8 protein-coding genes and 2 pseudogenes are annotated in these 8,329 nt (G+C 55.7%); 3 read left to right on the top strand and 7 right to left on the bottom strand.

Annotated features, from left to right (window positions below):
* The 3 genes from NTW95_15135 to NTW95_15125 form a co-directional block, all read left to right on the top strand.
* Nucleotides 1–547 (top strand): MoxR family ATPase (locus NTW95_15135; GenBank protein MCX6558739.1); only part of this gene is annotated, 547 nt, incomplete at its 5' end.
* Nucleotides 548–566: 19 nt separating this feature from the next.
* Nucleotides 567–1,829, top strand: coding sequence for a M20 family metallopeptidase (locus NTW95_15130; protein MCX6558738.1), 1,263 nt, complete (start codon nt 567–569; stop codon nt 1,827–1,829).
* Nucleotides 1,826–2,245 carry a hypothetical protein gene (locus NTW95_15125; protein MCX6558737.1) on the top strand — a complete coding sequence of 140 codons (420 nt, stop codon included), beginning with the start codon at nt 1,826–1,828 and terminating at the stop codon, nt 2,243–2,245. The genes NTW95_15130 and NTW95_15125 overlap by 4 nt, the downstream gene beginning before the upstream one ends.
* A 43-nt stretch (nt 2,246–2,288) precedes the next feature.
* On the opposite strand, the gene NTW95_15120 is transcribed toward NTW95_15125, so the two are convergent.
* The 7 genes and pseudogenes from NTW95_15120 to NTW95_15090 all read right to left on the bottom strand — a co-directional run.
* Nucleotides 2,289–2,888 carry a hypothetical protein gene (locus tag NTW95_15120; protein ID MCX6558736.1) on the bottom strand — a complete coding sequence of 200 codons (600 nt, stop codon included), beginning with the start codon at nt 2,886–2,888 and terminating at the stop codon, nt 2,289–2,291.
* Nucleotides 2,889–3,145: 257 nt separating this feature from the next.
* Nucleotides 3,146–4,282, bottom strand: a pseudogene (locus NTW95_15115) (ATP-binding protein).
* Nucleotides 4,283–4,402: 120 nt separating this feature from the next.
* Nucleotides 4,403–4,765: an RtcB family protein gene (locus NTW95_15110; GenBank protein ID MCX6558735.1), complete on the bottom strand. Its 363-nt coding sequence runs from the start codon at nt 4,763–4,765 to the stop codon at nt 4,403–4,405.
* Nucleotides 4,686–5,582, bottom strand: a pseudogene (locus NTW95_15105) (RtcB family protein). Before NTW95_15105 ends, NTW95_15110 begins: the two are co-directional and overlap by 80 nt.
* 194 nt (nt 5,583–5,776) lie before the next feature.
* Complete coding sequence (locus tag NTW95_15100) at nt 5,777–6,190, bottom strand: archease (protein MCX6558734.1); 414 nt, start codon at nt 6,188–6,190, stop codon at nt 5,777–5,779.
* Nucleotides 6,177–7,046: a UTP--glucose-1-phosphate uridylyltransferase gene (locus tag NTW95_15095; GenBank protein MCX6558733.1), complete on the bottom strand. Its 870-nt coding sequence runs from the start codon at nt 7,044–7,046 to the stop codon at nt 6,177–6,179. The genes NTW95_15100 and NTW95_15095 overlap by 14 nt, the downstream gene beginning before the upstream one ends.
* Before the next feature lie 95 nt (nt 7,047–7,141).
* Nucleotides 7,142–8,329: hypothetical protein (locus NTW95_15090; GenBank protein MCX6558732.1), on the bottom strand; the 1,188-nt coding region annotated here is incomplete at its 5' end.

The following is an 8,329-nucleotide window of genomic DNA, read 5'->3' as shown; positions in this document are numbered from 1 at the left end:
CGAAAAGCCGTTCATGGTCATGGCCACCCAGAACCCGATCGAGCAGGAAGGGACCTACCCCCTGCCCGAGGCCCAGATCGACCGCTTCCTGCTCAAGGTCAAGATCACCTACCCGCAGAAGAACGAGGAAAAGGAGATCGTCAACCGCATGGTTGGCGGCAACGACATCCCGCTCCAGGTCGTGCTCAACAGGAAAACGCTGGCCAAGCTCCAGCAGTCCTACCAGATGGTCTACATCGACGAGCGCATCAAGGACTACATCATCAACCTGGTCTTCGCCAGCCGCTTCCCCAGGGAGGCCGGCATCGCCAAGCTGCAGAACCTGATCCAGTTCGGCGCCTCGCCGCGGGCCTCGATCTACCTGACCGAAACAGCCAAGGCCATGGCTTTCATTCGCCGCCGCGGCTACGTCACCCCCGAGGATGTCAAGTCGGTCGGCCGCGACGTCCTGCGCCACCGCATCATCCTGACCTACGAGGCCGAAGCCGAAGCCATGAGCAGCGACGACATCATCAGCGACATCTTCAACAACGTGGTGGTTCCGTAGGCAATGGGATGCCCTTAAAATGAAAAAGAATACCCTGGTGGCCGGACTGGCCGTATGCTTTTTCTTTCTGCCACTTTTTACAGCTGATGATTTTATCTTTCTTTTCAAGGAACGAGCAACCGCCCTGTTCCCCGAAAGCGTCGGGCTGCGCCGCGAGCTGCACCAGATCCCCGAACTGTGCTTTCAGGAAAAAAAGACGGCCGCTTTCTTGGCCGCTTACCTTAAAAAATTGGACCTGGAACTAACCAGCGCCATCGCTGGCAGCGGCATCAAGGCCGTCCTGCGCGGCGGCCGGCCGGGCCCGGTCATCGGCCTGCGCGCCGACATGGACGCCCTGCCCATTGAGGAGACGAGCGGCCTGCCGTTCGCCTCGCGCCAGCCGGGGCAGATGCACGCCTGCGGCCACGATGTGCACATGACCAACCTGCTGGTCTGCGCCCGGCTGCTGTCCGAAATCCGCGCCCGGCTGGCCGGCACGGTGGTGTTCATTTTCCAGCCCTGCGAGGAGGGGGCGGCCAAGGATGAAGCCGGAGGAGCCGAAAGGCTGATCGCTGCCGGCATCCTGGAAAACCCCCGCCTGGACGCCCTGCTGGCCCTGCACGTCCTGCCCGGCCTCGCGGCCGGCCGGGTGAGCCTGCGGCCGGGGCCGATCATGGCCAACGTGGCCTCGGTCTACATCCGCATCCGGGGCAAGGCCAGCCACGGCGCCTTCCCGCACCAGGGCGTCGACGCCATCGTCGTTGCCGCCGCGGCCATCGGCCAGTTCCAGACCCTGATCAGCCGCAGCAAGGACCCGGGCGAAAAGGCGGTGCTGTCCATCGGCAAGATCAACGGCGGCGTGCGCAGCAATGTCATCGCCGAGACGGTGGACATGGAGGGGACGGTGCGCACCTTTTCCGCCGAGACGGAAAATGCCATCCGCGCCGGCATGGAACGGATCCTCAAGGGGCTGGAGATTGCCTTCGGCGTCACCACCCGGTTCGATTTCGAGAAGGCCAGCCCGGCCGTGGTCAATGACGCCAAGCTCTATGACCGGCTGCTGCCCGTTTTCGAAAGGATCCTCGGCCGCAACAACGTCGTGCTCGCCGAACCGCTGACCGTCGGCGAGGATTTCGCCGCCTATGGCCGGCTGGTCCCGTCGCTGCTCTTCTTCCTGGACAGCGGCAACGGCAGCGCCCTGCACACGCCGACGTTTGCCGTCGACGAGGACGTGCTCAAGATTGCCCCGGCCCTGCTGGCCGGGTTAGCCTATTCCTATTTGGAGAGCGACACGCGACCATGATCAGGACAAAAATAAAGAGGATCAATCCCGGCAAATCGAACCGCATGATCTACGCCGTGGCCGCCGGCCTGCTGGTCGTGGTCATCGTCTTTTTCATCCTGACCATCACCGGCAGCAAGAGCGGCGGCTTGCCAACCGACGCCCTGGCCTACCTGAAGCGCACCGAGGGGTTGATCGCGTTCCGCATCTTCGACGCCGAAAAAAAGGCGCTGATCGTCTTCAACAGCGATTCCAAAAACGCCGGCAATTTCGAAAAAATCGCCTTTTACGCCGCCGTCCGCTTGTCCCGGCACTGGCCCGACTGTCAGGTGCTGCTGGCCAAGAACCTGGAAACTCAGATCGTCTACGCGGTCCAGGTCAAGAACGGCGCCATCGCCGGCGAAGGCCCGGTTTCAGACGGGACCAATCAGCCATAACGACGGAGTTAAGCAGCGAGGCCAGCTATAATAAAATTCCAACCTAATGCCGTGGCTGGCCGAGTCGGCTTAAACGACTTGTTAGCCGTGCCTTTTTATTTTTCCTGTTTTTAATTGGTATTATTATTCCTAATTTTCTTGCAATTAATTCAAATCCTTTTTCATTTTTATATTTATAAATTTCTTCAAGTAACGGTTTTAACAATATTTTTTCCCAATTTCCTTGTTTTAAATGATGCTTTTTAACAAATTCTTGCGGAAAGGTATAGTATTCAACTTCTTTTTTGCCAACATCTCCTATATTTTTCCCAAAATATTTTCCAATATTTAAAAAAACCACAATTAAATAGTCAAAAGCTTCAATTGATTTTTCTCTAATTATAAATGCCTTATTACAATCAGTAGCATAGCGGCTTTTTACTTGTATTCTTAATTGTGCTTTTTGGTGTGACTTTTTTATATATCGAGGATCTGGATGGATACAAATCAAATCGTATCCTTCGTTATTTTGAGGAGCTTTATACGCCAATATATTTCTTCTCATTAAATTTCCCATTACTAAATACTCTGCACCAGCAGAAACAACCGGTAATCTGAGCCAATCCCAATTTTCTAATGTCATATTATTTTCCTCGGCTAACAATATTATACGAAATATTTTTTTCTGACAACATCACGATTATTGATTAGCATTAATAATCTTCGCAAAGGTTGCCGCCGTTATGGTCTTTTCATACGGACAGGAAACTCGTTTGATAGTCATGATCGTTCGCTGCCAATGACTGTGGCAACGGCAACTACTGCTTTGAATGCCCGTTCCAGATCGAATTCCGCCAAATCCTTTGTGCAAAATTCAAATTTTAACTGAGAATCGAGTCGCTGCCGCAGCGCCGCAAGACTTTAACTCAACATGGTAGGCAAGGAAAGCAAGAATTCGTTAATGGGAATGATTTCAATATTATCTTCCCTTAACCTGCGCTCACCGCCATAGATCAGACAGGCTTTGGCCATGGGATAGGCTTTGAGAAATGCCCTGAGCCCCCGGGTCATTTCCCTGGATACCTTTGCGGTTCTTTTTACTTCAAAAGCCAGGATGCCTTTGCCGCCGTACAGAACAAAATCCACTTCCATGTCATCCGCGGTCCGCCAATAAAATATTTTATAGCCGGATTCCAAATATGAATTGATGGCGTTCAACTCCTGGAATACAAGCGTCTCACAAGCTATTCCTTCCACTTCTTCCGGCCTGTCCAGCGGCCCCATCGGCCTGATGGTTCGATAAACCCCAGTATCAAACAAGTAAAACTTCGGATGAGCGATCATCCGCCTTTTGGCTCTTTCCGAAAAAACAGGAATGCGATAAGCGATCAACAAATCCTCAATCATTGAAAAATATTTTTACACGACATTTCTTTCCACAGCGCAATCTCTAGCAACCTCTGAAATATTTAAAATACTTCCCTGGGAAAAAGAGGCCGCCTCCAGGAATCTTGAAAAAGCGCCAAGATTTCTGGTTAATCCTTCAAATTGTATTTCCTCTTGTAGATAGGTTTTAACATAACTGGCAAGATATTTTTTTGCCTCATTCCCGGCATAAACGCTTGGCAGGCCACCATAATTCAGCAGATATTCAAGGTCAAAGGTTTTTCCAAGCTCCGTTGCGGTTAACGGGTGCATGGAATAGGTCAAAGCTCGCCCGGCAAGCAGATTGTAACCTTTTCTTTTTATCTTCCTGGCGCTCGAGCCGGTCAAAATGAACTTGTATTTGTATTTTTCTATCAACCGGTGCACTTCATTGAGCAATTCAGGAATTCTTTGTATTTCATCAATTATTATCCAATTATTGAAATCCTTGGGAATATACATCTCCAATCTTTGCGGATTGGCAAGCAGGCCAATAAAAAGCTCGGATTCCAGCAGATCAATGAAAACGGCAGCGGGGAAGGTTGTTTTCACCCAGGTAGTTTTCCCTGTTCCCCTGGGTCCAAACAGAAAAAAGCTTTTGTCCCGCGGATAATTAATTATTCTGGAATACATAATTCCATTTTACGCATATTTATGGAGTTGTCAAGTCCAAATATCAATAATGGGGCGTTAAATAAGAAAAAGGATCGTTTTACCGTGCAGTTATTTTTTTTTATTTTTACTAAAAACGGCTCAGCCCTTGATGACCACCAGCGGCCGCAGTCTGGCCACCTTTTCGGAGATGCCGCCGGCCACGGTCGCGGCCACCACGTCGTCGACATCCTTGTAGGCCTCCGGGATCTCTTCTTTCAGGCCCTGGCTGGATAAACTGAAGACCAGTACCCCCTGCTTCCGCAACCGGTCGCGGACATCGGCCCCCGCCGAAAGCTTGATAGCCTGGTGGCGGCTGAGGCCGGCTGCCCATGCTGCCCGGGATGAGCACCGGCTGGCCGACCTCCCGGTACACCGCCGGGATTTCTGGATGCCCCGGCGGCAGGGCCCGCGTCGCCCCCTTGCGGTGGACCAGCAAGCGGGTCGTTTTCCCGCCCACGTCATGATCTTCGAATTTGGCGATGTTGTGGGCCTGGTCGTACACCAGGCGCAACCCGAGTCCGGCCCGGCCCATGCCCAAGGCCTTTTCCAGGATATCCAGAACTTCTTCCTGGATCAGCTGGCGGTTGGCCCAGGCGAAATTGCTGGCGGCATTGAGCGCCTGCAGGTAGTTGCGGCCCTCGGCCGAGGCGATGTCGGCATAAACCAGCTGCGGGTCCTTCAGCTTCAGGCGGGCCAGGTTGCGCTTGCGGAATGTCTCGATATAGTCTGAGGCGACCTGGTGGCCGAAGCCGCGCGAGCCGGTGTGGATCATGACGGCGATGCGACCCTGTTCCAGCCCGAAGCAGCGGGCGGCGACGGGATCGTAAACCTCCTCCACCGCCTGGACCTCGATGAAGTGGTTGCCCGAACCCAGGGAGCCCAGCTGGGCGGCGCCGCGCTCGCAAGCCCGGGGGCCAAGGGCGCCCGGGGCGTCGAAGGGCAGGCAGCCGTTCGATTCGATGAATTGCATGTCCTGGGCATCGCCGCCAAAGCGACGCACGATCTCCTTGACGCCGCTGCCGACGACACGCTGGAAATCCTTCTTGTTCAGCGGCTGGATGCCGCGGGGAGTCAGGCCGGTGGGAACGCGCTGCAGGATGGCATGGCCGACCGCATCGGCCACGGCGGCGAACTCCTCGGCAGGGATGGAACTGGCCAGCAGGCGCACGCCGCAATTGATGTCGTAGCCGACGCCGCCGGGCAGGACGATGCCGCCGTCGGCCGGGAAGGCCGCCACGCCGCCGATGCAGAAACCGTAGCCGTAATGGATGTCGGGCATGGCCAGGGAATTCCCGGTCAGGCCGGGGAGGCAGGCGACGTTGACCACCTGCTCGATGGAGGCGTCGGCCTGCGCCTGGCGCAGGATCTGTTCGGAAGCGAAAATCTCGGCGCCGGCCATCATGTCCTTGCGCGTATTTTTGTCCAGACGCCAGTGGAACGGGGAGAGCTTTTCGAAATGGTCGGCCATCGGCGTCAGACGTCGAAAAACACTGCGGCGCTTTTCACCCCGTCCGTTTCAACGACCTGCAGCTTGTGGTAGGTGACAGCCTTGATGTCGAGCTCCGGTTCTTCGTCGATTTTGGCCAGCAGCAGGTCGGCGTCGATGAAATGTTCGTCGGCCTGGCGGCAGGCCACCGCCGTCACCCGCCTGTTCTTCTGGTAGACCAGGGACAACACTTCAGCCAGCAGGTTGACCAGAACGTTCTCGACGCCGTCGCCGCGGAAGCTGAAGCCGCAAGCCCCGATCTCGATCGGCTTCCCCTTTTTCCTGGCGAAGAGAAGGGCGTTCAGCCCGGCCACGGCATTTTCATACAGTTCGGCGAAGGTACGGCCGAAAATGCGGACGCCCACGTCGGCCGTGGTGGCGAAGGTCTCATATCTTTTCATCGGCAGCCATCTGGCGCAGGAGGCGCAGGGTGAAGTCCCGCGTGTCCGGACGCTGCAGGGCGACATGGATCAGGGTTTCGATATAACCCAGGGTGGTTCCGGCGTCGAAGCGCCGGCCGCTGAAGAAATAGCCCAGCAGGCGGCGTTTTTTCATCAAGGCGACGATGGCGTCGGTCAGCTGGATCTCGGCCCCGGCGCCATGTCTGATCTGCTTGAGCAGCGGGAAAATATCGGGGGTCAGGATATAGCGGCCGATGACGGCGAAGTTGCTGGGAGCGTCGGCCGCGGCCGGTTTTTCCACCAGCTTTTCTATCGCGAAGACCTTGTCGGCGATGAAGGTGCCGGCACCGATGCCATAGCGCGGGATGTCGTGGCGGGGAACCTCCATGAAGGCGACGACCGGGCAGCGGTATTTGTCGTAGACCCGGCGCATCTGGGCCATGACCGGTTCCTCGGCCAGGATCAGGTCGTCGGGGAGGGAGATGGCGAAGGCCTCGTTGCCGACGGCTTCTTCGGCCAGGGAGATGGCGTGGCCGAAGCCCAGCGCCTGCTGCTGGCGGATATAGGTGAAATTCTTCCGGTAATACTCATGCAGCCCGTCCAGCAAATGGCTCTTACGGTGGCGCTTGAGGAAATCGTCCAACTCGCGGTTGGGGGCGAAATGGCGCTCCAGCGCCTCCTTGCCGGGAGCGGTGATGAAGATGAAATCGGCAAATCCGCTCTGCGCCGCCTCCTCGACGGCGTACTGGATCAGCGGCTTGTCGATGATCGGCAGAATCTCCTTGGGGACCTCCTTGGTGGCGGGCAAAAAACGCGTCCCCACGCCGGCGACCGGGAAAACGATTTTCTTCAGCATGCCCTCATTTTACCCGCTTTTGCCCCCCCATTCAACAGCCGGACTTCTCGCAGCGAAAGAAACTCGCGCCGGGAGGCCGACCTCCCGACATTCCATCAGCGCTTTTTCTGTTGACCGGACTCGGCTCGGATATACAGTACGCAAGGTAGGACGACATCGGTGGCCATTGTTGCCTTGTTGAACGTCCCGCCGTTGTCGACCCGGTCGGTGCCGATGCTGTACAGGACCTGCTTCTCCCCGTTCCAGACATAGGGCTTGCCCGAGCAGGGGTCAAGAACCTTGTAACTATCCAGGCCGTCGAGAATTTCCGGCACCGATTTTTCGGTTTTAAAAATCACGGCGTAAATCCCCTCGCCTTTTTTATAGCCCATGGCATAATCGTTGTACGATTCGAGGAGGAGTTTACCCCCGGCATTCCAGAGCCACCAGAAAGGACCGGTTTTGATCGGGCCGGCCGCGATGGTATCGTTTTTCCACTGCCAGGGCGGGGTTTGTTCCATTTCGATGAATTGCTTGATGATCTCGTCGGCGTAATTCCTGGTCTGGTTTTTTACGAGAAACAGTTTTAAAAACATGCGCTCCCAGAAGCCATAGGGACGATACGGATTTTCATGCCAGGGGTTTTCGATGAAGTCATAATTGAAGGCCAGCACTTCGCAGATCAGCGATTGCCGCGTGCCGAACTCTTCGTACTCCAGCGTCGGCATCCGCTTCAGGACCATCTCGTAGACCGCTGCCGGGCACTCCTTGCGGTTCATGAGCGCAGCCACCGCCTGGAGGGGAAGGGCCATAATGGCTTTGCCGATCAGGTTGACGATCAGGAAGCGGCTGCCCTTCACCGCCCGCTTGCCGAAGTCGACCATGTCCAGCAGGTTGGACACGCTGGCTTCCCAATCGCCCTCCAAGGCAGTCAGCATATTTACAGCCGTATATACTTTCGCGGCATGAAGCCAGGCCAGCAGGTTGGGCAACGGGGCATCGGAATCGACGCTGATGAAATCCTCGAAGACCTTGCTGTCGATCATCATGCGCAACCGTTGGCAAAGGACTTGCAAATCGGGGTCCAGCGGCGCCAGCAAGGACCTTTTCGCCAGGATCTCCTCGCACCAATCTCCATTCATGCTGTCGGAACCGATGCGCAGGTTGAGTTTCGTGAATTTTTCCCGGTAGCGGCCGTACTTTTGCTTAAACGCCGTGAAGTCAAAGGCCTTGACATATTTTTCATTGTCATACTTGGGGTCGAACAAATGCCGAATTTTTTCGATGAAGCCATCGGACATAAT

The organism is Candidatus Aminicenantes bacterium, assembly GCA_026393795.1.
Taxonomy (GTDB): domain Bacteria; phylum Acidobacteriota; class Aminicenantia; order UBA2199; family UBA2199; genus UBA2199.
This window is presented reverse-complemented; position numbering and strand designations above follow the sequence as displayed.